17 protein-coding genes are annotated in these 21,350 nt (G+C 69.3%); 8 read left to right on the top strand and 9 right to left on the bottom strand.

Features of this window, described 5'->3' with window-relative positions; translation table 11 throughout:
• Positions 1-7: 7 nt before the first annotated feature.
• Together RIN18_RS03000 and RIN18_RS03005 are read right to left on the bottom strand one after the other, a co-directional pair.
• Positions 8-1,678 carry a phospho-sugar mutase gene (locus RIN18_RS03000; RefSeq protein ID WP_309102460.1) on the bottom strand — a complete coding sequence of 557 codons (1,671 nt, stop codon included), beginning with the start codon at positions 1,676-1,678 and terminating at the stop codon, positions 8-10.
• Positions 1,675-2,508, bottom strand: a complete 834-nt coding sequence (locus tag RIN18_RS03005; RefSeq protein WP_309102461.1) for a purine-nucleoside phosphorylase — start codon at positions 2,506-2,508, stop codon at positions 1,675-1,677. The genes RIN18_RS03000 and RIN18_RS03005 overlap by 4 nt, the downstream gene beginning before the upstream one ends.
• A gap of 48 nt (positions 2,509-2,556) precedes the next feature.
• Here RIN18_RS03005 and RIN18_RS03010 point away from each other — a divergent pair, with 48 nt between their 5' ends.
• Positions 2,557-4,005, top strand: coding sequence for an NAD(P)H-quinone dehydrogenase (locus RIN18_RS03010; protein ID WP_309102462.1), 1,449 nt, complete (start codon positions 2,557-2,559; stop codon positions 4,003-4,005).
• An 86-nt stretch (positions 4,006-4,091) separates the two neighbouring features.
• On the opposite strand, the gene RIN18_RS03015 is transcribed toward RIN18_RS03010, so the two are convergent.
• On the bottom strand, positions 4,092-5,858 hold the full coding sequence (locus tag RIN18_RS03015) for a biotin carboxylase N-terminal domain-containing protein (protein WP_309102463.1): 1,767 nt from the start codon (positions 5,856-5,858) through the stop codon (positions 4,092-4,094).
• Between the two features lie 78 nt (positions 5,859-5,936).
• The gene (locus tag RIN18_RS03020; RefSeq protein WP_309102464.1) at positions 5,937-6,593 is read right to left on the bottom strand and encodes a nucleoside triphosphate pyrophosphatase; all 657 of its coding nucleotides are present in this window, start codon (positions 6,591-6,593) and stop codon (positions 5,937-5,939) included.
• A gap of 64 nt (positions 6,594-6,657) precedes the next feature.
• Between RIN18_RS03020 and RIN18_RS03025 the strand changes: the two genes are divergently transcribed.
• The 5 genes from RIN18_RS03025 (at position 6,658) to RIN18_RS03045 (ending at position 12,294) form a co-directional block, all read left to right on the top strand.
• Positions 6,658-7,875: a TRAM domain-containing protein gene (locus tag RIN18_RS03025; protein ID WP_309102465.1), complete on the top strand. Its 1,218-nt coding sequence runs from the start codon at positions 6,658-6,660 to the stop codon at positions 7,873-7,875.
• 30 nt (positions 7,876-7,905) lie between these two features.
• Positions 7,906-8,568, top strand: a complete 663-nt coding sequence (locus RIN18_RS03030) for a response regulator transcription factor (protein ID WP_309102466.1) — start codon at positions 7,906-7,908, stop codon at positions 8,566-8,568.
• A complete protein-coding gene (locus RIN18_RS03035) occupies positions 8,558-9,793 on the top strand; it encodes an ATP-binding protein (RefSeq protein ID WP_309102467.1) in 1,236 nt (411 codons plus the stop codon). Before RIN18_RS03030 ends, RIN18_RS03035 begins: the two co-directional genes overlap by 11 nt.
• A complete protein-coding gene (locus RIN18_RS03040) occupies positions 9,790-10,800 on the top strand; it encodes a hypothetical protein (RefSeq protein WP_309102468.1) in 1,011 nt (336 codons plus the stop codon). The genes RIN18_RS03035 and RIN18_RS03040 overlap by 4 nt, the downstream gene beginning before the upstream one ends.
• 264 nt (positions 10,801-11,064) lie before the next feature.
• Positions 11,065-12,294: an ROK family transcriptional regulator gene (locus tag RIN18_RS03045; protein WP_309102469.1), complete on the top strand. Its 1,230-nt coding sequence runs from the start codon at positions 11,065-11,067 to the stop codon at positions 12,292-12,294.
• A gap of 39 nt (positions 12,295-12,333) precedes the next feature.
• Here RIN18_RS03045 and RIN18_RS03050 read toward each other — a convergent pair whose 3' ends face one another.
• The 5 genes from RIN18_RS03050 to RIN18_RS03070 all read right to left on the bottom strand — a co-directional run bounded on the left by RIN18_RS03050 (position 12,334) and on the right by RIN18_RS03070 (position 17,527).
• Positions 12,334-12,573, bottom strand: a complete 240-nt coding sequence (locus RIN18_RS03050) for an acyl-CoA carboxylase subunit epsilon (protein ID WP_309102470.1) — start codon at positions 12,571-12,573, stop codon at positions 12,334-12,336.
• Positions 12,570-14,159 (bottom strand): acyl-CoA carboxylase subunit beta, encoded by a 1,590-nt coding sequence (locus RIN18_RS03055; RefSeq protein WP_375163486.1) that lies wholly within the window; start codon positions 14,157-14,159, stop codon positions 12,570-12,572. The genes RIN18_RS03050 and RIN18_RS03055 overlap by 4 nt, the downstream gene beginning before the upstream one ends.
• 75 nt (positions 14,160-14,234) lie before the next feature.
• On the bottom strand, positions 14,235-15,623 hold the full coding sequence (locus RIN18_RS03060) for a sugar porter family MFS transporter (protein ID WP_309102471.1): 1,389 nt from the start codon (positions 15,621-15,623) through the stop codon (positions 14,235-14,237).
• A gap of 121 nt (positions 15,624-15,744) precedes the next feature.
• The gene (locus RIN18_RS03065) at positions 15,745-16,743 is read right to left on the bottom strand and encodes a hypothetical protein (RefSeq protein ID WP_309102472.1); all 999 of its coding nucleotides are present in this window, start codon (positions 16,741-16,743) and stop codon (positions 15,745-15,747) included.
• A 91-nt stretch (positions 16,744-16,834) separates the two neighbouring features.
• A complete protein-coding gene (locus RIN18_RS03070; protein ID WP_309102473.1) occupies positions 16,835-17,527 on the bottom strand; it encodes an NTP transferase domain-containing protein in 693 nt (230 codons plus the stop codon).
• 240 nt (positions 17,528-17,767) lie between these two features.
• On the opposite strand from RIN18_RS03070, the gene RIN18_RS03075 reads away from it, so the two are divergent.
• Together RIN18_RS03075 and RIN18_RS03080 are read left to right on the top strand one after the other, a co-directional pair.
• The gene (locus RIN18_RS03075; protein ID WP_309102474.1) at positions 17,768-19,777 is read left to right on the top strand and encodes an ATP-binding cassette domain-containing protein; all 2,010 of its coding nucleotides are present in this window, start codon (positions 17,768-17,770) and stop codon (positions 19,775-19,777) included.
• Entirely contained in the window at positions 19,753-21,318 is a 1,566-nt protein-coding gene (locus tag RIN18_RS03080; RefSeq protein WP_309102475.1) for a hypothetical protein, read from the top strand. The genes RIN18_RS03075 and RIN18_RS03080 overlap by 25 nt, the downstream gene beginning before the upstream one ends.
• Positions 21,319-21,350: the final 32 nt, after the last annotated feature.

Genomic DNA, 21,350 nt, shown 5'->3' on the forward strand with positions numbered 1-21,350 from the left:
GCGCCATCTAGGAGCGCTCCTCCAGGAGCGTGCGGACGCCGGCTTCGAGAGCGGTCACCGCATCGTTCGCATGAACCGCCGAGTCGGCCCGGACATCGAGGTACACCTTGAGTTTCGGCTCGGTGCCGCTCGGGCGGACGATCACCCGTGAGCCGTCGGCGAGCACGTACCGCAGCACGTCGCCTGCGGGCTGGCCGGGCCCCGCCTGCAGCAGATCCTCTGCCGAGGCCACCGCGTGCTGGCCGATATGGGCCGGCGGCAGCGTCCGCAGCGACAGCATCACATTGCCGATCACGGCGAGATCATCGACGCGCACCGAGACCTGTCCGCTGGCGAAATGCCCGTACGTGTCGCCGAGCTCCGCGATCATCGTCGCCAGGGTCGCGCCCCGCTCCCTGGCCTCCGCGGCCAGACCCAGCACGGCGATCGCCGCGGAGATCCCGTCCTTGTCGCGCACGGTCTCGGGGTTGACCAGATATCCGAGCGCCTCCTCGAAACCGAAGACGAGACCGGGAGCGCGGGAAATCCACTTGAAGCCGGTGAGTGTCTCGTGGAACGCGAGGCCGTGACGAGCGGCGACAGCTGCGAGACCCGGGGAGGAGACCAGCGAGCAAGCCAGCGCCGCCCCGGCGGTGCCTTCGGCTGCTCGCGCAGCGCGCGCTCCGAGCAGCAGGCCGACCTCGTTGCCCGTGAGGCGACGCCAGCCGTCCGGCGCGCCGTCGTCCGGGATGGCGACCGCGAGCCGGTCGGCGTCAGGGTCGTTGGCGAGGATGAAGTCGGCACCGGCGCGGCGCGCCGCGGCGAAGGACAGATCCATCGCCCCCGGCTCCTCCGGGTTCGGGAAGGACACCGTTCGGAAGCTCGGGTCCGGAGTGAGCTGCTCGCCGACGGTGACCGGTTGCGGATATCCGGCCTTGTCGAGGATCCGAGAGAGCGTCTCCCAGCCGACGCCGTGCATGGCGGTGTAGACCCAGCGCATGCCCGAAGCGCCGCCGGGCGCCGGGGCTACCGCTGCGGTCGCGGTGACGTACGCGTCGACGATGTCGTCGCCCGCGATCTCGTACTCCGTGGAGCGCGGCAGGGCGCGGATGTCGTCGGCATCCGCGATCCGCTGGATGGCATCGGCGATCCGAGCGTCTGCGGGGGAGACGATCTGGGAACCCTGATCCGCCCCGCCGAGATAGACCTTGTAGCCGTTGTCGTCCGGCGGGTTGTGACTCGCGGTCACCATGACGCCGGCATCCGCCCCCAGATGGCGGACCGCGAAGGCGAGCACCGGGGTGGGGAGGAGCCGAGGGAGCAGGATCGCGCGGAGACCGGCACCGGCGAACAACTCAGCCGAGTCCGTGGCGAAGATCCGGGAGTTGCGGCGGCCGTCGTAGCCGATCACGACCGTCGGCGTCGCTCCGTTCGCGCGTTCGCGGAGGTACGCGGCGAATCCTGCGGCAGCCTGCGCGACCAGCACACGGTTCATCCGGTTGCTGCCGGCGCCGAGCCGGCCGCGGAGGCCGGCCGTACCGAACGCCAGGCGCGTGCGAAACCGGTCGTCGAGGTCGGCGATCGCCGTGTCGTCGCCGCCCGCCGCGCGGGTGAGGAGTCCGGCGAGTTCGTCACGCGTCTCGTGGTCGGGGTCCTGTCGCAGCCAGGCACGAGCCTGCTGCAGGCGCTGCTCGATCACAGCGCCTCGACGACGCGTGCCAGGAGCGCCGAGATCACGGGCTCCGCCTCGCGCCCTGCCTCGATCACCTCGGCGTGGCTGAGCGGTGTCTTCTGGATGCCGGCGGCGAGGTTCGTGATGAGCGAGAAGCCGAGGATCTCCATCCCGGCCTCGCGTGCGGCGATCGCCTCGAGCGCCGTCGACATCCCCACGATGTGCCCCCCGATGTGCTTGGCCATCTGCACTTCGGCAGGCGTCTCGTAGTGCGGTCCGCGGAACTGCGTGTAGACGCCCTCGTCGAGGCTCGGGTCGATCGAGCGCGCCACGTCGCGCAGTCGCGCCGAGTAGAGGTCGGTGAGGTCGACGAATGTCGCGCCTTCCAACGGCGAGTCGGCCGTGAGGTTGATGTGGTCGCTGATGAGCACCGGCTGCCCCGGCTTCCACGTCTCGCGGATGCCCCCGGCACCGTTGGTGAGCACCATGGTCGTCGCCCCGGTCGCCGCCGCCGTGCGCACGCTGTGCACGACTCGCCGCACGCCGTGGTTCTCGTAGTAGTGGGTGCGGGCACCGATCACGAGGACGTTCTTCCCGCCCGGAGTGCGGACGCTGCGGAGCGTGCCGACGTGCCCTTCGAGGGCGGGCTTCGAGAATCCGGTGACCTCGGTGGCAGGCACGGTCGCCGTCGTCTCGCCGATGAGATCGGCCGCCTTGCTCCAGCCGCTGCCGAGGGTCAGGGCGATGTCGTGCTTCTCGACGCCGGTCAGCCGCGCGATGTCGGAGGCTGCAAGGGCAGCGACCTCGAACGGGTTCGCGTTCGGGCCGTCGAGAGGGTTGCTGTGTGTGTCAGGCATGGATCGAGTCTAAGAAGCTGCAGGTCGGGCTGCCAGGATTGCGGAAGAATGGGTTGCATGTCATCCACCCCTTTCGAGCGCACTCAGCGCGTCGCCGTGCTCGGCGGCGGTCCCGGCGGTTACGAGGCGGCCCTCGCGGCCGCACAGCTCGGAGCCGAGGTGACCCTGGTGGAGCGTGTCGGCGTCGGAGGAGCTGCGGTGCTGACGGACGTCGTGCCGTCGAAGAGCCTCATCGCGACGGCGGATGCCGCGGTGGCGATCTCAGAGGCGACGGATCTGGGCGTGCAGTTCTACGCCAAAGGCGCGAACGGAAAGCCTCTGAAGCCCGAGATCGCGATCAATCTGGCGGCTGTGAACAAGCGACTCGTCGCCCTCGCCGGACAGCAGTCCGAAGACATGCGCAGCACCCTGCTCGACGCGGGCGTGCGCATCCTCTCCGGTCACGGCCGCCTGGAGAGCACCAGCGCGATCGTCGTGTCGACCGGTCAGGGCGGCACGGACTTCGACCGCGTCGAGGCGGACACCATCGTCGTGGCGGTGGGGGCATCGCCCCGCGAGCTCGATTCCGCGAAGCCGGACGGCAAGCGCATCCTCACGTGGACCCAGCTGTACGACATGAAGGCGCTCCCCGAGCACCTCATCGTCGTCGGGTCCGGCGTCACCGGGGCCGAATTCGCCTCGGCCTACATGAACCTCGGCGCGCAGGTCACTCTCATCTCGAGCCGCGACCAGGTTCTCCCCGGCGAGGACGAGGACGCCGCTCGCGTGCTGGAGAAGGTGTTCAAGCGCGGCGGCATGCAGGTGCTGTCGAAGTCGCGTGCGGAGAAGGTCGAGACCACCGAGACCGGCGTGCTCGTCACGCTGTCGGACGGCCGCACCGTCGAGGGCAGCCACTGCCTGATGGCCGTCGGATCGGTTCCGAACACCGCGGGGATCGGCCTCGAGGAGGCCGGCGTCGAACTGTCCGAATCCGGTCACATCCGGGTCAATCGCGTGGCGCGGACCTCGGTGCCCAACATCTACGCCGTCGGGGACTGCACGAACTTCTTCCCGCTCGCCTCGGTCGCCTCGATGCAGGGGCGCACCGCCGTCTTCCATGCACTCGGCGACATCGTGATCCCCCTCGAGCTGATCAAGATCACCTCGAACATCTTCACCGCGCCCGAGATCGCGACGGTCGGGTACTCCCAGAAGGACGTCGAGGAGGGCGTCGCCGACGGACTGGTGTACAAGCTGCCGCTCGCCGCCAACCCGCGCGCGAAGATGATGGGCATCAAGGACGGGTTCGTGAAGATCATCGCCCGTAAGGGGTCGGGCACGGTGATCGGCGGGGTGATCGTCGCACCGAAGGCATCCGAGCTGATCTACCCGATCGCCGTCGCCGTGGAGCGCCGGCTGACGGTCGACCAGGTGTCGCGCGTGTTCGCGGCATACCCGTCGCTGTCCAGCAGCATCACCGACGCCAGCAGGGCGATGCACCTCGTGAACATCTCCTGACAGGGGGCCCCGGCGGCGAGAATGCATCGGCGCGCCGAGACGGTGGCTTTACGCCACGGTCTCGGCGCGCAGGTGCAGTTTCGCGATCAGGAGATCGTCAGCAGCTGGTGGCCGGCCGCGACGGTCGACCCGGGGTCGGCGTTGATCGCGCCCACCGTTCCGTCCTTGTGTGCCTGCAGGGGCTGTTCCATCTTCATGGCCTCGAGCACGACGACGAGGTCGCCCTTGACGACCTGCTGCCCTTCCTCGACGGCGACCTTGACGACGGTCGCCTGCATGGGCGACTTGACCGCATCGCCGGACGCCCCGGCGCTCGCGGTCGTGGCGTGGCTGCGACGCGACGGCGGGACCGCCGCCGGACGCCCGGCGGTGCCGGGAGCGGCAGCCACGCGGTCAGGAAGGCTGACCTCGAGCCGTTTGCCCGACACCTCGACGACGACGGTGTGGCGGCCTCCGCCGGCGCTCGGCGCCTCGAGCTCGCCGTCCCACGCCGGGATGTCGTTGACGAACTCGGTCTCGATCCAGCGTGTGTATATGCCGAACTCGCCGCCCTCCGCGGTGAACGCGGGGTCACGAACCACCTTGCGGTGGAAGGGCAGCACGGTCGGCAGACCGGCGACCTCAAATTCGTCGAGCGCGCGGCGGGCGCGCTCCAGCGCCTCCTCGCGATCGCGACCGGTCACGATGATCTTCGCGAGGAGCGAGTCGAAAGCACCGGAGACGGAGTCGCCGGCCGTGACACCGGAGTCGAGCCGGATCCCCGGACCGCCGAAGGTCTTGAAGACGTGGATCGGGCCGGGCTGCGGAAGGAATCCTCGGCCGGGGTCTTCGCCGTTGATGCGGAACTCGATCGAGTGTCCCGTCGGCTGCGGGTCGTCATAGTCGATGGTGCCGCCGGCAGCGATGCGGAACTGCTCGCGGACGAGGTCGATGCCGGTGACCTCCTCGGACACCGGGTGCTCCACCTGCAGTCGGGTGTTCACTTCGAGGAACGACACCGTCCCATCTGCGCCGATGAGGAACTCGCAGGTGCCGGCGCCGACGTATCCGACCTCTTTGAGAATGGCCTTCGACGACTCGTAGAGCTGCCGGTTCTGCTCGGCGGTGAGGAACGGCGCCGGCGCCTCCTCCACCAGCTTCTGATGACGACGCTGCAGCGAGCAGTCGCGCGTCGAGACGACGACGACGTTGCCGGCGGCATCCGCGAGGCACTGCGTCTCGACGTGCCGCGGCTTGTCGAGGTACTTCTCCACGAAGCATTCACCACGACCGAACGCGGCGACGGCCTCGCGGGTGGCCGATTCGAACAGCTCCGCCACCTCGCCGAGTTCACGGGCGACCTTCAGGCCGCGACCGCCGCCGCCGTAGGCGGCCTTGATGGCGATGGGAAGGCCGAACTCCTCTGCGAAGGCGATGACCTCGTCGGCGGATTCGACCGGGCCGGGGGTGCCCGGGGCGAGAGGGGCGCCGACCTTCTCGGCGACGTGACGGGCGGTGACCTTGTCTCCCAGTGCCTCGATCGCCTCGGGCGACGGACCGATCCACACCATGCCTGCGCCGATCACGGCGCGGGCGAACTGGGCGTTCTCCGCCAGGAAGCCGTATCCCGGGTGCACGGCGTCGGCGCCGGAGCGTCGCGCGATCGACAGGATCTTCTCGATCTGCAGGTATGTCTCCGCGCTGGTCGAGCCGTCGAGCGCATAGGCCTCATCCGCGAGGCGGGCGTGCATGGCATCTCGGTCCTGGTCGGCGTAGACCGCGACCGAAGCGATCCCGGAATCACGGGCGGCGCGGATGATGCGTACGGCGATCTCGCCGCGGTTGGCGACGAGCACCTTGGCGATAGCAGGCATGACTGTCAGCCTAGCGAGAACGGTGCCGTTCCCTTTGACGGCTCCCCACAAGAAAGCAGGGAAAACGTGGATGGGACTCTACGACGGCTCGACCGTGGCCCACAGATCCGTCCAGGTGACGCCGAGCTGAGCGGCGAGGCGGCGAACGGTCGACAGTGACATCCCGACCACCGTCGACGGATCGCCGTCGACGCGCGTGATGAATGCGCCGCCGCGCGCGTCGACCGTGAAGGCCCCCGCCACGTGCAGGGGCTCGCCGGACGCGACGTAGGCGGCGATCTCGGCGTCGGTGAGGTCGTCCGCGAAGGTCACCGACGCCTCGGCCGTCTCGGTGGCCTCCCGGGGTTCGGCGCCGGGAGCGATGCGGTACACGGAGTGCCCGGAGTGCAGCACCCCCGTCATCCCGCGCATCTCATGCCACCGGCGGGTGGCCTCCGCCGGGGTGTACGGCTTGCCGTAGACGCGCCCGCCGATCGCGAACATCGAATCCCCGCCGATGACGATGCCGTCGAATGCGGGTTCCTGGGCCGAGACCCGGCGGGCGACGTCGGCCGCCTTGGCGCGCGCCAGCAGGAGGACGAGCTCGGTCGGCGAGAGTTCCCCCCCGCGCTCGGCAGCGGCGCTGGCGGCGAGAGCGTCCTCGTCGACTCCCGGTGCGACGGTGAGTGGCTCGATCCCCGCCTGTCGCAGCAGCATGAGACGTGCGGGAGAGGTCGAGGCCAGGCAGACGCGCATGCCGACCACGCTACCCGGCGGCCGACCGGTCGGCGAAGAAGGCGAACCGTGGGATCCTGGAGAGATGACTTCCACCGCTCCCGGCCTGCTCGATCTGGACATCTCGGGGATCGCCCACGGCGGCACCTTCATCGCCAGGCACGAGGGCCGGGTGGTGTTCGTATCCGACGCGATCCCCGGCGAGCGGGTCCGCGCTCGCCTCGTGGATGCTGCCGGCGACCCCGGAGCCGACAAGCGGAGCTTCTGGCGGGCGGAGACCGTCGAGGTGCTCGAGTCGTCGCCGCATCGGCGTCCGCATGTCTGGGCGGAGGCGGATGTGTCGCGGGACCCGGCTGCGCGCGCGGGGGGAGCGGACCTCGGGCACATCGACCTCGATCATCAGCGAACGCTCAAGCGGCAGGTCCTGGCCGAGGCTCTCGACAAGTTCGCCGGGCCCGGTCTCGAAGCCCCGGTCGTCGAGGCGGTCGATGACGGCGACGGCACCGGATGGCGAACCCGCATCTCGCTGCACGTCGACGCCGACGGTCTCATCGGGCCCTTCGCCGCCCGCAGTCACCGGGTCATCCCGGTCGCATCGCACCCGCTGGCGAGGCCCCGCGTCGAGGCGGCGGCGCTCGCCGTGCGCAACCCCAAACCCGGCCGCGTCGACCTGGTGGAATCGGCCGATGGCGAGGTGCACGTCATCCGCAATCCCGAACGCGGCCGGCGTCCCGCCTCCACGGAGATCCGCGAGCGCGTCGGAGAGCGGACCTTCCGGGTCGACGACACCGGATTCTGGCAGGTGCACCCGAATGCTGCCGCGACGCTCGACGCCGCCGTGCGCGGCATCCTCGAGGGGCGCGTCGACGCGGCATCCACCCACTACGACCTCTATGGCGGAGTCGGCCTCTTCGCCGCGACGCTGGCCGACCTCGGTGCCTCCGACATCGTCAGCGTCGAGTCGAGCGCGCGAGCGAGCGCCCACACGAGGGTGAACCTCGAGCCGCACGACGTGACCGCGGTGACGGCGCGCGTCGATCGTTACCTCGCCGGGCTCGACCCGTCCGCGTCCGCCGGGGTCGTCGTGCTCGACCCGCCACGCGCCGGCGCCGGCCGAGCCGTCGTCGATGCCCTGCATGCGCTCTCGCCTGACGCGATCGCGTATGTCGCATGCGACCCGGTCGCCCTCGCCCGCGACCTCGGCACGTTCCGCGGTCACGGCTGGCAGGTCGAGCACATGCGAGCGTTCGATCTGTTCCCGCATTCGCACCACTTCGAGGTCGTCGCCCTCCTCACTCGCTGACCCGCCTCCGCGTCTGGGTAGGCTGGGCGGATGAGCAGGGTCGCCCTCATCGATGATCACGAGTCCGTCCGCCTCGGCATCGAGGCGGCATGCGAGCGCGACGGCGCCGGAACCGTGGTCTTCTCGGGGAGCACCGTGGGCGGTTACCTCGAATGGCGCTCCGCATCCGGAGAAGCGCCGGCGGACGTCGTCGTGCTCGATCTGACGCTCGGCGACGGCACGACCGTCACCGAGAACGTGACCGCCCTCGTCCTCGACGGCGCGAGCGTGGTCATCCACAGCGTCGCCGATCGTCCGGCCGCCGTGCGCGAGGCGCTCTCCGCCGGCGCCGCGGGCGTGGTCAGCAAGTCCTCGGCGCTGGATGACGTGCTCGACGCCATCCGCACCGTCGCGCAGGGCGAGGCGCTGAACAACGTCGAATGGGCGAGTGCCGTCGAAGGTGATCGCGCATTCGCCGATGCACAGCTGTCGGTGCGCGAGCGCGAGGTGCTGCGCCTGTATGCCACCGGACTGCCGCTCAAGGTCGTCGCCGAACGTCTCGGAGTCGCCTACTCCACGGCGAAGGAGAACATCACTCGCATCCGCGTGAAGTACGTCGACGTCGGGCGTCCCGCTCCGACGAAGGTCGACCTGCTCCGGCGAGCAATGGAGGACGGGATCCTGGCCGCCGACGGGGCACCGAGTGCCGGCTGATCCTCTCAGCATCCGCCAGGCGTGGAGTCAGATCCCATCGCCCGGTGCTGCCGAGATCGAGTTCGAGCGCTTCACCGGGAAGCGGATGGAGCGGATTCTCGCGACCGTGGTCGCGATCGGCTCCGCCGTCCTCGGCGCTCAGGCGCTGATCGCCGCACTCGGAACGATCTCGCAGATGGACGCGCCCCACGTCGTCGCCGTCGTCATCGTGTTCGTGCCCTTGCTCGTGATGCTCCTCGCGTGTCTCGCCGGCCGGGGCGTGAAGACGGCGTCCGGCGTGTTCGCGGTGGCGTATCTGGTCGCCCTCGCCGCCTGGCCCGTGGTCGTCGACCCGAGCGACAAGGGCGCCGACGCCCAGCCGTGGATCTTCTTCCTCGTCAACGTCGGCGTGGTCGCGGCGATGCTGGCGTTCCCGCTGCGCCTGCAGTTCGTCTGGGCCGTCGGGGTGCCGGTGGTCTACGGCTACGTGCGCCTCGTCCAGGGAGAGTTCTCGCGCGAATTCTGGGTGAAGACGGCTTTCGATTTCTCGTTCACGCTGATCCTCGGCATCGTGATCATCTCGCTCGGCTGGATGTTCCGCTCCGTCGCGGCCGGCGTCGACGATGCCCGCGGCCGGGCGGTCGCCTCGTATGCCGCAGCGGCGGCCGCCGCAGCGGCGGAGGAGGAGCGGGTGACGATGGCGGCCCTGATGCACGACAGCGTGCTCGCCGCCCTCATCGCTGCCGAGAGGGCGGAGGGCGATCGCGCGCGAGACCTCGCCGTCGGCATGGCGAGAGAGGCCCTCACCAGACTCGCCAACACCGAGGCTGCGGTGGCTCAGGAGGGCAGCGACGACCCGGTCGGCGCCGCGCAGATCGTGGTGGAACTGCGCCGGGCGCTCTCGGAGCAGGGGGTGGATGCCATCGTCGAGGAGCGCGGAGGAATCGGACTGATCCCCGGGCGGGCGGCGCGGGCCCTGGTGCTCGCCGCTCGGCAGGCGATCGGCAATTCGGTCGCGCACGCGCAGGGTCGTGGCCTTCACATCGTCGCCGAAGGGCGAGGTGACGAGGGCATCACCGTCACGATCGTCGACTCGGGTCCCGGCTTCGACGTCGATGCCATCGGCGAGGACCGCCTCGGCATCCGGGCGTCGATCCTGGCGCGCATGGCGGGTGTCGCCGGCACCGCCACCATCGAATCGGACGACAGCGGGACGACGGTCGTGCTGGGCTGGGAGCGGGGATGAACTGGACGGTGCGCAGCGTCGCCACCTCTCTCGCCGTCGGGTTCGCGATGTACTTCGCCGCCAGGGGCGTGTGGTGGATCGAGCATCCCACCGCACCACTGCTGATGGTCGCCGCGATCGCCCTCTACCTCATCGTGGTGAACATCGCGATCCTGTGGGACTCGGCGTCGGACGTGAGGATGCCGTTGTGGTCGGCGCTGCTCGCGCTGGGGGCGAGCATGGCGATCCCGGTCTTCGTCACGCTGTCGCTCGACGCGACCTCGCTGACGGCGCCGTTCGCGACCTGGTACATCGGCGGACTGGGTCTGCTCGGGATCGTCTGCGTCGTGCGACGGCGCTTCCTCATCGGTTGGCTCATCCTGCTCGTGCTGGTCATCACCTCGGCGAGCAGCCTCGGCCTGTTCGTCGCGCTCGATCTGGGCCTCGTCGGATCGATCATGTGGGTCGCGGTCGCACATCTGCTCGTGATGTTCTGGGACCGCGCGGTGAGAGACACCGAGCGCCTCGCCGACATCCAGCAGGCGGTGTCCGCGTGGCACGCCACGCAGCAGGTGCGCCAACGAGAACGTCGAGTGCGCACCCAGTTCGCGCTCGCCGTCGCCGGCCCCGTACTGAGCCGCACCGTGGCGTCGCGGGGCGCGCTGACCGAGGACGAACGGCAGGAGGCCCGGTTGGCCGAGGGGCGGCTTCGCGATGAGCTGCGAGGAGCGGACCTGCTCAACGACGCGGTGCGTGATGCGATCGCCGATGCACGTCGCCGCGGTATCGTCGTCACCGTCTTCGACGAGGGCGGGCTGGAGGATGTGGGCGAGGATCGGCGCACAGCCATCCGCGACGAACTCGCCGAAGTGCTGACCAGAGCCAGCGCCGGGCGTCTGATCATCCGCGCGGCGCGGGATCCGCTCATCGCCGTCACCGTGGTGGGGCGGGCAGGATCCGGGCGCTCGAAGGATGACGACGACGTCGAACTCTGGCACGAGATCCCCCGGAGGGATCCTCGGGATTGACGGGCCCCGGCCGCGTCGGCCATCGGGGGTGCGGGAAGAGCTCGAGCCGATGGAGAAGGCGAGGGGCGGCGAATCCGCCTGCCCCTCGCCGTGCGGCCAGTTACCCGAAAACTGTCCGCTGATGGCCGATCAGCGTCTGTCTACCCTGGGACAGAGAGACCGGCCGAACGCGAAGCGTCTCCCTCAGTCTGTGCGGTCGCGAAGAGGTTGTCTGTAGGTATTTCGGGGGACACGGATGTGCCCCGGAAGGAGGAAGATGGGGGGATGGGCACGCGTCGCGGAACCAACCTTCCACGGATGGGCGACTTCAACCAGTCGGTGATCCTGGAGACGATCCGGCGCTCGGGCGAGGGTCTGAGCAGGACCGAGCTGGTCGCAGCCACCGGACTGTCCGCCCAGACGGTGACGAACATCACCCGGCGACTGCTCGATGATGGACTCATCGCCGAGGCGGGACGCACGATCAACGGACCGGGAAAGCCCCGCATCACGCTGCGGCTGATCTCTCAGAGCCGCTTCTCGGTCGGTGTGCACCTGGACCCGTCGCTCATCACCCTGGTCCTGCTGGATCTCGCGGGCGACGTCGTCGGCCGGCTGGCGATCCATACACCGGACAGCGACCCCCACCGGGTGGTGGACTCGATGGCGCGCGCCATCGAGGAGCTCATCTCCTCCTCCGGGGTGGACCGCGCGCGGATAGCCGGTGTGGGGATCGCGGCCCCGGGTCCGCTCGATGCCGTGAAGGGAACGGTGATCGATCCGCCCAAGCTTCAGGGCTGGCACCGGGTGCCGTTGCGAGCGGTGCTCGCGGAGGCGGTCGAACTCCCGGTGGTCCTGGAGAAGGACACGACCGCCGCCGCCGTGGGTGAACTGTGGAGGGGGCGGGGGTCTGCCCATGACTCCTTCGTGTTCGTGTACCTGGGGACGGGTGTGGGGGCAGCATTGGCACGCGGCGGCGATGTCGAGCGGGGGAGTTCGCGGAATCTCGGAGAGGTCGGCCACATCATGGTCGATCCCGACGGACCTTCCTGCGCCTGCGGCGCTCGGGGATGCGTCGAGGTCGTGTGCACCCCGCAGGCGATCGTCGAGGACGCCGAGCGCGCGGGCGTCCTGCGTGGCGATCCGCCGGTGAGTGACGAAGGAATCGACGCTCGCCTCGCGCGGCTCTGCGAGCTCGCCGCCGCGGGGGACGCGCCCGCGGCCGAAGTGCTTCGACAGGCAGCGATCCGGTTGTCCGTGATGATCGCAGCGCTCACGAACATGCTGGACGTCGATCGCGTCGTCCTCGGTGGTCCTTTCTGGGACCGGCTCGCGGCCGTGTACCTCCGGGAACTGCCGGAGCAGCTGGATCGCCGTAGCGTCACCCGTTCCGTGCACACGCTCGAGGTCGCGGGAACGGTGGTGGGGGAGGATGTCGCCGCCGTCGGAGCAGCGTGCGTCGTCCTCGACGCGGTGCTCACGCCGCGGGCGTCAGACCTGCTTCTGGGCGGTTGATCACCCGGACGGCACACCGCCGCGATCGCAACGACGGGATCAGCCCGCGAAGCGGCCCCAGGGGATGTCGCGCCGCAGCGGCGCGCGCATCGGGCGCTGAGTGCGGATCCACGCGGAGACATGCGGCTCCTCCGCCACGGCATCCGCCGCCTCGCCCTCGTAGGCGTCGCTGATCACGGCGATCAGGGCGGCCAGTTCTTCTTCGGTCGCCGAGCCGCGAAAGATCTCCACGGCGAGCGGTCCCTCCGCCGGCGTCGAGGGCGAATCGCTCCTGGTCACAGCGGGATGTTCCCGTGCTTCTTAGGTGGCAGCTCGGCCCGCTTGCCGCGCAGTGAGCGCAGCGCCTTGGCGATCGAGACGCGCGTGTTGGCGGGCTCGATGATGCCGTCGAGCTCGCCGCGCTCTGCGGCCAGGAAGGGAGACGCGACGTTGTAGGTGTACTCGTTCGCCAGACGGGTGCGGACCGCTGCGACGTCTTCGCCCGCTTCTTCGGCGCGCTTGATCTCGCCGCGATAGAGGATGTTCACCGCCCCTTGACCACCCATCACGGCGATCTCGGCCGTCGGCCAGGCGAGGTTCACGTCGGCGCCCAGCTGCTTCGAGCCCATCACGATGTAGGCGCCGCCGTATGCCTTGCGGAGGATCACCGTGACCAGCGGCACGGTCGCCTCGGCGTATGCGTAGAGCAGCTTCGCGCCGCGGCGGATGACGCCGGTCCATTCCTGGTCGGTGCCGGGAAGGTATCCCGGCACATCGACGAGCGTCACGATCGGGATCGAGAAGGCGTCGCAGAAGCGCACGAAGCGGCTGGCCTTCTCGCCGGCTTCGATATTGAGCGTGCCGGCCATCTGCGACGGCTGGTTCGCGATGATGCCGACCGAGCGGCCTTCGACGCGGCCGAAGCCGATGACGATGTTGGGGGCGAACAGCGGCTGCACCTCGGTGAACTCGCTGTCGTCGACGATGCGGGAGATCACGCCCTTGATGTCGTACGGCTGGTTCGGGGAGTCGGGGATGATCGTGTTCAGCGACCGATCGGCATCCGTGGTCTCGAATTCGAAGCGCGATTCATAGGACGGAAGCTCCGCCATGTTGTTGTCCGGCAGGTAACTCAGCAGCGTCCGCGCGTAGTCGATCGCGTCGTCCTCGTCTTCGGCGAGGTAGTGCGCGACCCCGGAGCGTGTGTTGTGCGTGTAGGCGCCGCCCAGCTCCTCCATGCCGACGTCCTCGCCGGTGACGGTCTTGATGACGTCAGGGCCGGTGACGAACATCTGGCTGGTCTTGTCGACCATGATGACGAAGTCGGTGAGGGCGGGAGAGTAGACCGCCCCGCCCGCGGCCGGGCCCATGATGATCGAGATCTGCGGGATGACGCCGGAGGCGCGGGTGTTCAGGCGGAAGATCTCGCCGTACTTGCCGAGGGCGACGACCCCCTCCTGGATGCGCGCTCCGCCGGAGTCGAGGATGCCGATGCACGGCATCCCGCCGGCCAGCGCGAACTCCATGATCTTGATGATCTTCTCGCCGGCGACTTCTCCCAGCGACCCGCCGAAGGTCGAGAAGTCCTGCGAGTAGACGGCGACCGTGCGGCCGTGGATCGTGCCGACACCGGTGACGACCGAGTCGCCGTAGGGGCGGGAGCGATCCATCCCGAAGGCGGTCGTGCGGTGACGGACGTACTCGTCGAACTCGACGAAGCTGCCGGGGTCGACGAGCAGTTCGATACGCTCGCGAGCGGTCATCTTGCCCTTGGCGTGCTGCTTCTGCTTCGCCGTGGCCTCGGCGTCGACGACGGCCTCGGTGTAGCGAGCGCGAAGATCCGCGATCTTGCCGGCGGTGGTAAAGAGGTCGGGCTTGTCCGTCACGCATTCCACACTAGCGGCGGCGTGTGCGCCGACGTTGGATGCTCGCCACAACGGGTCGGCCGATCCTTTGGCGCTCTAGCTGTGCTTCGTCCAGCTGCCGCCGTTCTGCCAGAACTGATCGATGTCCTCGAGCGGGCGGCCTTTCGTCTCGGGCGCGAGCCACGCGACGAAGACGAACGCGCCGGCGGCGAGGGCTCCGAAGACCACGAACGCGCCGGCCCCGCCGAGCTGGGTGAGCAGGGTCAGGAAGAGGGCTCCCACGATCACGTTCGCGATGAGGTTCGAGGTGAGCATGGCACCGGCCCCGTGGGAGCGGAGGTGGGCCGGCATCGCCTCGCCCGCATACACCCACACGAGCGATCCGAAGCCGAAAGTGAAGCCCGCGGTGAACAGCACGAGCCCGCTGAAGCCCAGAATCGAGAGGATGCCGGTGAACTCGCCGCCGCCGGCGACGAAAACCCCCACCAACAGGCCGTTCGCCACGACCATGACGCCGATCCCGATGAGCAGGACCGGTCGTCTGCCGAGCCTGTCGATGACGGCGAGGGCGATGAAGACGGCGACGAGTCCGGCGACCTGGACGAGCGCCGACAGGCCGAGCAGGGTGACCGGGTCGGTGAACCCCATCGCCTCGAAGATGCGGGGACTGTAGTACACGATCGCGCTGATCCCGGTGATCTGCACGAAGAACCCGAGGCCGACGACGAAGATCGTCGCCCGCAGGTACGGGCGACGCACCATGTCCGTCCACGAGGTACCGCGTCCCGTCGCGAATCCCCGCGTGATGGCTTCGATCTCGGTGTCGACGTCGTGCGCCGGGCCCTCGATCCGGCGGAGGGTTTCGCGCGCCTTGTCGATGCGGCCCGTCATGACATACCAGCGTGCGGTGTCGGGCAGCGGGAGCAGGATTGCGGTGATGATGAAACCGGGCACCGCGGCAAGTCCCAGCATCCATCGCCAGCTCTCGGTCGGCGTGAGCGTCATGGCGGCGAGATAGCCGAGGATGAGGCCGCTGACGGTGGCGACCTGATACAGCACGAGGAACGCACCGCGGGAGCGGGCGGGGGCGGATTCGGCGACGAAGACGGGCACCACGACGACGGCGACGCCGAGGGCGATTCCCAGCAGGAGGCGACCGGCGATGAGGATCCCCAGTGTCGGGGCCACCGCAGAGAGCAGCGAGAACACTGCGAAGGAGGTCGTCACCGCGACCATCGTGCGTTTGCGTCCGATCCGATTCGCGATCGCGCCGCCGAGGAGGGCGCCGATGATCTGCCCGACGACGACCGTGGTGGTCACCAGCTGCACCTGGGCGTCATCGAGGCCGAAGTCAGGCTTCAGGTACAGCATGGAGCTGCCGATGTTCGACGAATCGTAGCCGTAGATGAAGCCGACCGTCGCAGCAGTGATCCCGACCATGAGCGCCAGGCGAGTGATCTTCGTGGTCTCGGTCAGTTCATGCAACGGCGGCCTTTCCGTCGGCGGATGCGGCTTCCACGCTACATCCGCGCAGGCGGCGTGGCGCCGACCCGTGACCTCGTCCCGCGATGCCGCGAGACCACCACCGGTCAGGGCGAAGGAGGCGTCATCGACCGGCATCGGTGGCGGAGGACTCGATCCCGGCGGGGAGGTCGTGACCACCGGGCGCCTCGAGTTCCGCGTCATCCGGTTCGCCGCCTCGGCGCCCGCGTCCGACCGTAAGTTCGCCCACCTTCCGGCCCGCCCAGCCCACACCTCGCGCGGCGGTGCCCGCAGCTCCGGCGACGGCGCTTCCGGCGAACCTCGCGCCCCGCAGCATCCGCAACTCCAGCTTCTGCGCGCCCGCCACCGGCTCGAGGTCCGCGGGGAGCGTGGACGGAGCGACACCGAAGGCGCGGTGCGAGGTCGTGAGCACGCGCCGCCCGAGGATGTGGTTGCCCGCGCCGCCGACTGCTGCCCCGACGCCGAATGGCAGCGCCTTCCCGAGAAACGACGCGCCGCCTCGTGCGGCGAACTGCTTCATGAACATGCTCTTCAGCTGATCGACCATCGGTCCCACCGCCGCACGCGGGATCGACTTGGTCACCAGCTCGCCCCAGTACGACGAACGTGCCACGCCCTTGCCGGTGGCCTGCCGCGCCAGCTGGCTGACGAGGTCGACCCCCTCCTTGCCGAGCATGAGGGTCATCACGAGAGCGCGCGCACGATCGGGGTTCTCGATGGCGATGCCGTGCACCTCGGCGACGGATTGCGCGAACATCGCTGTGGATTCCACGAACCCCACCGTCTCGACGCCCGACAGCGCGAGGGTCACGCCCGTGCCGATGCCCGGGATCACGGCCGTGGCACCGACCGCAGCACCGCCCGCCGTCACGGCGGCCAGATACCGCCGCTCCAGGATCCGGATGATCTCGGCCGGTGTCGCCTGCGGATTGCGCAGGCGGATGCTGCGGATGTGGGCGAGCACGAGAGGACGCTGGATCGCCAGGACTCGATCGAGTCCGCGCACCATGAGCGGATGCTCCGCCGATCCCGCCGGAGGAAGACCACTGTCCCACGGAGAATCGTCCGGGAGCGAGTGGATCTTGTGAACCTTGCGCGCCATGCCCCGATCCTACGAAGTCATGCCGCGAGAACGCCGGGAGCCGCACCCTGGAAAGGATGCGGCTCCCGGCGTCGTTCGCTCGTGCTGACTCTCAGACGAAGAGGTTCGCCCGCTCGAGGTCCTCGGCGAAGTCGACCTCGACGGCGTAGAGGTCGGAGACATCCATCGGCTCGAGCAGCAGGCCGTCCTCGGCGATGGCGAGCTCGAGACCGCGCTCGAAGTAGTCCTGATCCTCGACGCGCTGCAGCTGGCGCATGAACGCCTTCTTGTTCGCGGAGGAGATGTAGTTGATGCCGACCGCCTCGCCGAGACCGCCCTTCACCGTCTTGGAGAGTTCGTTGATGAAGCCCTCGGCGGTGACGGTGTACTTGACCTCTTCGTCGCTGACCTTGGCGGTGTTCACCGTGACGAACGACTGGTCGCGCTCGATGTACTCGACCGCGCGGCCGAGGATCATCGGGTCGAAGACGACGTCACCGTTCATCCACAACACCCCGCCCTTGCCGGTCGCACCGAGGGCGCGCAGCAGGCTCTTGGATGTGTTGGTCTCGTCGTAGCGCTCGTTGTGCACGTAGTTGACGTTCGGGAACGCCTCGATGATCGTCTCGGCGCGGTACCCGACGACGGTGGTGATGCGGGCTTCGCTGCCGAAGACGGCCCGGATGTTCTCGTGCTGCTGGCCCATGATCGTGCGGCCGTCGCTCAGTTCGGTAAGCGGCTTCGGCAGCGCGCGGCCCAGGCGGGAGCCCATGCCTGCTGCCAGGATGACGGTCTGAAGAGTCATGAGTGCTCCTAAAGAAAGTGTGTTCACGGCGGGTTAACCGACCAGACACTTCTTCGTGCCGACTTCCATGCTAGCGATCGAGGCTGGAAACCCCCGGGCCAGAGCAGTCCTGTTGTCATTTCGTGATCGAGTACACACGCAATACTCAGGCTCGCGCCCTCCTGCGAACAGGGAGCCATCATCCGCTGAATTGTTGCGGTCGGGCATCGACAGGTCGCAGCCCGTTGATACCTTAGGACGGTGACTGCTTCCTCCGACGACCGCGCCGACCAGATGGACGATGCCGCGACGACGGCCGATGCGGCTCCGGCGAATCGGTCGACGGGAGACCGCGCCCCCGTGAAGCGCACTCCGAAGAAGCAGACGCCCGCGAAATCGACGGCAGGGAAGAGCTCGGCGAAGACCGCTGCAGGCAAGAGCCCGGCGAAGCCGGCTGCAGGCAAGAGCCCGGCGAAGCCCGCCGCGAAGACCGCTGCAGGCAAGCCCGCCGCGAAGACCGCTGCAGAGAAGGCGGCGTCGTCGGCGGAGACGATCTCGCAGCCGCTGGTGAAGCCCGCGGCCCGAACGGCCACGGTGCGCCCGGTGCCGGCGCCGGCGGCAGCCACCGTCGAGGGATCGGATGCCGCAAAGCCGGCCGCCGCCTCATCCGCCGCTGCCGAATCCGGTTCCGCGCGGCCGGGCTCCGCCAGGACGGCGGCCGCGAGAGCGGCAGCCGCGAAGACGGCAGCACCGAAGAGCGCGGTGCCGAAGAGCGCATCGACTGCGGCGGCGAAGTCGGTGGCCGCTCGATCGGCCGCGGCATCGAAGACGACGGCGAAGTCCTCCGCCGCCCGCGCCGGCGCGGCCAAAGCGGCTGCGGCGCGCACCGCGGCCGAACGGACCGCGGCATCGAAGTCGACGGCGAAGACCGCGGCGGCACGGACGGCGTCGGCCAAGACGGCCGCCGCCAAGGCTGCGGCGGCACGGAACGCGGCTGCGAAGGCGCTGGCGGAGAGCGCGGCGGAGGCCGCGTCGGCGAAGCCGATCACAGAAGCCGACGAGGTGACCGTGGCCCGTCCGGGCGCCGACGTCGAGATCGCGACGCTCCCGGACACGCAGCCGGCGGCCCTCGCCGAGCCGCCGATCCAGGAGCTTCCCCCCGGGGACGAGGATCCGAGCCCCGGTGACACCACCGCGGCCGACCTCGCCGACCCCGAGCCGGCTGCCGACGAGGCCGCGTTCGCCGACTCCGATGATGACCGCACGCGCGAGAACCCGGTCGTTGGCGGTGTGACCACCGCCGAGGCGATCACACCGGCATCGGCCGAGCCTGTCGCGGCCTCCGAAGTGCTCGTCGACGAGCCGGCATCTCCTGCGACCGGGGTAGAGCCGGCATCCGTCGACCCTGTGGTCGCGGACGAGACTGCCTCGGAACCCGCCCCCGAACCCGCCCCCGAACCGGCATCCTCCGCAGCAATGTCCGCGGCGCCGGAGTCCGATGTCGCGGCCGCCCCCGAGGCGATCCGCATCCGGGGGCTCGCCAAGCACTTCGGTGATCACCGCGCGGTCAACGGAATCGATCTGACGATTCCCGCTGGTGCCTTCTACGGCATCGTCGGTCCGAACGGCGCGGGCAAGACCACGACCCTGTCGATCGTGGCGGGGCTGCTCCGCGCCGACGAGGGAAGTGTCGTCGTCTGCGGCATCGACCAGGCAGAAAAGCCCCTCGCAGCCAAGCGCCTGATGGGAGTGCTGCCCGATCGCCTGCGCACCTTCGACCGCCTGACCGGGCGCCAGCTGCTGTATTACTACGGACTGCTGCGCGGGCTGTCGTCGGACGTGATCGAGAAGCGCGCCGCGGACCTGGCGAGGGCGTTCGATCTCAGTGATGCTCTCAGCCGGGTCGTCTCGGACTACTCCGCCGGCATGACGAAGAAGATCATGCTCGCCGGTGCGATGATCCACTCGCCGCGAGTGCTCGTGCTCGACGAACCCTTCGAAGCCGTCGATCCGGTCTCCTCCGCGGTGATCCTCGACATCCTCCGTGCCTACGTGGCGCATGGCGGCACGGTCGTGCTGTCCAGTCACGGCATGGACCTCGTCGAGCGAGTCTGCTCTCGCGTCGCGATCATCGTCGGCGGTGATGTCCTGGCCGAGGGGACCATCGCAGAGGTGCGCGCGGGCCAGACTCTCGAGTCCCGTTTCGTCGAACTGTCCGGCGGAATCGGCGAGGTGGAGGGGCTCGAGTGGTTGCACACGTTCTCCGACTGAGGGTCGCCCTGCTCGTCGGCTCTCTGCGGGGCGGCCGTCGGCTGCGCACGTTGCTGCTGCTGGCTGCCGTGATCGCGGCCACCGTCGTGGTGTGCCTCGCTGTCCTCAGCCTGGCCGATGCCCCCGTGACCGTGGCTCGCACCGTGGCGGTGCTGGGCGCTTCCGCCATGCTCCTCGGATTCCTGGTCGGACCGATCCTCGTCGGAGCGGTCGACCAGCTCGATCCGCGTCGGTTCCGGGTATTCGGCGTCGATGACACGCGGATGCCGTTCGTCCTCACCATCGCCGCGTTCGTGAGCGTGCCGAGCCTCGCGCTCATCGCCGTCAACATCACCGTGTGCGTCGTGGCGATCCGCCTCGGCGCCCCCTGGCCGCTCGCGGTTCTCATGAGCTTCGCCGGCCTGCTCAGCACGGTCCTCGTGGCGCGCATCGGCATGGCGATCAACGCGCTGATCCTGCCGGAGCGCCGCTCTCGAGAGCTGACCGCGCTGTTCGCGCTCGTCGTGATCGTCGTCGCGTTCCCGGTGGCGCTCTTCCTCGCCTCCCTCGAGTGGGACGGAAAGGTTCCCGCCCCTGTCGCCGCCGTGACCGCCGTGCTCGGGGTCACTCCGTTGGCTGCGCCGTTCGGTTCCCTCTTCGACATCGCTGCCGGGGTCGAGTCGGCGGCGTGGGTCAGCGGGCTGATCGCCCTGCTCACCGTGATCGCGCTCGGCGCGTCGTGGTCTTGGCTCGTGCGGAGGCTGCTCACCACGACGGAGCGTCCGGTTGCTGCCCGGGAGCGCACCGGTCTCGGCTGGTTCGGTCTGCTTCCCTCGAACGCGTTCGGCGCGATCGCCGCACGCAGTCTCGTGTACTGGCTGCGCGATCGCCGGTACATCATGAACATCATCGTCGTACCGGTCGCCGGAGTGCTCACCGTACTGCCGCTGCTCGTCGCCGGCGTGCCGTTGGAGATCGCCGCTCTTGTGCCGGTCCCTGTCATGGCGCTCTTCTTCGGGTGGCTTCCGCACAACGACGTCGCCTACGACTCGACCGCGCTGTGGACGCACGTCGCAAGCGGTGTCAGCGGCATACCGGATCGCCTCGGCCGCCTGGTGCCCGTTGCTCTGGTGGCGGTGCCCGTGCTCGCCGTGGCAGTGCCGCTCACGCTGCTGACGATCGACGACTGGCGGATGCTGTTGCCGCTGACCGGGGTCGCAGCGGCCCTCCTCCTGTCGGGACTCGGGGTGTCGAGCATCGTCTCCGCCGTCGCGCCGTATGCGGTGTCGCGACCCGGTGACAGCCCCTTCCAGCAGCCGCAGCGTCCCACCTCGCGCGGGTTCTCCGGTCCGGCCGTCGCGTTCCTCGGAGCGATCGTCATCAGCGCTCCGGCGCTGTGGCTGTTCACTCTCACGATCGTGCACGGCGACCAGTACGCTCCGGCGGCATTCTGGACCGGGATTGTCGCCGGCATCGGGATGCTGGTGCTCGGCGTCGCCGTCGGCGGCCGCATCTTCGAGCGCAGCGGCGAGCGGCTGATGGAGTTCGTCGAGACGGCATGAGACACCGCCCGTGACGGCCGCAACGCGGCTAG

Origin of the sequence: Microbacterium sp., assembly GCF_031179285.1 — a bacterium.
In the GTDB taxonomy this organism is placed as follows: domain Bacteria; phylum Actinomycetota; class Actinomycetes; order Actinomycetales; family Microbacteriaceae; genus Microbacterium.